This window comes from Streptosporangium sp. NPDC001681 (genome assembly GCF_040298085.1).
Taxonomy (GTDB): Bacteria; Actinomycetota; Actinomycetes; order Streptosporangiales; family Streptosporangiaceae; genus Streptosporangium.
The window spans coordinates 1-2,500 of sequence record NZ_JBEOZN010000292.1 but is presented as its reverse complement, the minus strand read 5'-3'; the positions used below and the strand labels follow the sequence as shown (position 1 = coordinate 2,500).

The 2,500-nt window shown below is 70.0% G+C and carries 1 protein-coding gene; it reads right to left on the bottom strand.

Annotated elements, in window-relative coordinates; all coding sequences use genetic code 11:
- The coding region (locus ABT130_RS47400; RefSeq protein ID WP_350966470.1) for a type I polyketide synthase at positions 1–2,485 on the bottom strand (2,485 nt) is incomplete at its 3' end.
- Positions 2,486–2,500 lie beyond the last annotated feature (15 nt).

Below are 2,500 nucleotides of genomic sequence, written 5' to 3'. Positions count from 1 at the left end.
GGACCACATCCAGCAACGACCAGTCCACGAACGGCTCCAACGCCGCCGCACACTCCGCCATCCGCCCGGCGAACACCGCCGACTCCTCCAAAAGCGCGGCACCCATACCCACCCACTGCGCCCCCTGACCCGGGAACACCCACACCGACCTACCAACGACATCGGCCACACCCGAAACCACGCGCGTCGCCGACTCACCGGAAGCCACAGCGGCCAGCCCCGCCAGCAGCTCCTCACGACCGTCTCCGATGACCACGGCCCGATGCTCGAACACCGACCGCGACACCACCAGCGACGACCCCACATCCACCGGGTCAAGCTCGCCGGCCGCCCGCACCTGCGCCAGCAGTCGCCCGGCCTGCGCCCGCACCGCCTCTTCGGTCTTCGCCGACACCACCCACGGCACCACACCCGCGTCTGGACCCCGATCCTCCGCACCCGGCCCGGTCTGCTCGGCCTCCGGCCCCTGCTCCAAGATCACATGCGCGTTGGTACCGCTGATCCCGAACGACGACACACCCGCCCGGCGCGGACGACCGGTCCCCGGCCACTCTGCCGATTCGGTCAGCAGTTCCACCGCGCCCGAGGACCAGTCCACATGCGAGGACGGCTCGTCGATGTGCAGCGTCCTGGGCAGCATGCCGTGCCGCATCGCCATGACCATCTTGATCACACCGGCCACGCCCGCGGCGGCCTGGGTGTGACCGAGGTTCGACTTGATCGAGCCGAGCAGCAGCGGACGGTCCTCCGGCCGGTCCTGCCCGTACGTCGCCAGCAGGGCCTGCGCCTCGATCGGGTCACCCAGTGTGGTGCCGGTGCCGTGACCCTCGACCGCGTCCACCTCGGTGGGGTTCAAGCCCGCGACGGCCAGCGCCTGACGAATCACCCGCCGCTGTGACGGGCCGTTCGGCGCGGTCAACCCGTTCGACGCACCGTCCTGATTGATCGCCGAACCACGTAGGATCGCCAGGACCTGGTGCCCGTTGCGGCGCGCGTCCGACAGCCGCTCCAGCACCAGCATGCCCACACCCTCCGACCAGCTCACCCCATCGGCCGCATCGGAGTAGGACTTACACCGCCCATCGCCGGCCAGCCCGCCCTGCGCGCTGAAGCCGATGAACGCTCCCGGGGTGGCCATCACGGTCACACCACCGGCCAACGCCAGGCTGCACTCACCCGACCGCAGCGCCTGCGCCGCCATATGTGTCGCCACCAGCGAGGAGGAGCAGGCGGTGTCCACCGTCACCGCCGGGCCCTCCAACCCCAGCGCGTACGAGACCCGGCCGGTCGCGACACTGCCCGCCGTACCGGTGCTGATGAAGCCCATCGCCTCCGGCGGGAGGTCGGCGCTCATCCCGTAGTCGTGATACATCAGCCCGGCGAACACACCCGTGTGACTGCCCCGCAAGGAGACCGGGTCCATGCCCGCCCGCTCGATCGCCTCCCACGACACCTCCAGCAGCAGCCGCTGCTGCGGATCCATCGCCAGCGCCTCACGCGGCGAGATCCCGAAGAACCCCGGATCGAACTCCCCCGCCTCGTGCAGGAAGCCACCCGCTTCCACGTAGTCGACGCCCCCCGCAAGGGCGCCATGACTCCAGCCACGCGTCGTCGGGAAGGGAGAGATCGCATCTCCGCCCTCGCTGACGAGTCGCCACAGATCCTCCGGCGAGGTGACCCCACCCGGGTAGCGGCACGCCATGCCCACGATCACGATCGGATCGTCCGCGACCGGCACCACCGACGCGGGAATGACCACGTCGGCATCCTCACCGAACAGCTCGGCCAGCAGGAACTCCGCCAGCACCACCGGCGTCGGATAGTCGAACACCAGCGTGGACGGCAACCGCAACCCGGTCACCCCGTTCAGCCGGTTCCGCAACTCCACCGCGGTCAGGGAATCGAAGCCCAGCTCACGAAACTCCCGCCGCACCTCCACCGTCTCCGGCGAGGCATGCCCCAAGACCATGGCCACCCCGGTACGCACCAGATCCACCAGGACCTCGACACGCTCGGCGAGGCCCAGCGGGGCCAGCCGCTGCAGCAACGTCGCGGCCACCACCGAACCGGACGCCGCCGACCGGCGTCCACCCCGCACCAGACCCCGCAACAGTGCCGGCACCTCGCCATAACCGCGCATCGACGGCAGATCCAGCCGGACCGGAACCAGCACCGCCTGCTCAAGCGCGACAGCGGCCTCGAACAACGCCAGCCCCTGCTCCACCGACAGCGGCGGCATGCCCGTCCGGGCAATCCGCCGCATATCGGCATCACTCAGCGTGCCGGTCATCCCGCTGTCCTGAGCCCAGGCACCCCAGGCCAGCGACAGCGCGGGCAACCCCTCGGCCCGACGCAACTGAGCCAGCCCATCCAAGAACGCGTTCGCAGCCGCGTAGTTACCCTGCCCAGCCGAGCCCATCACCCCGGCCAGCGAAGAGAACACCACGAACGCCGCCAGATCCAGACCCCGGGTCAGCTCATGCAAATGCCAGGCCGCATC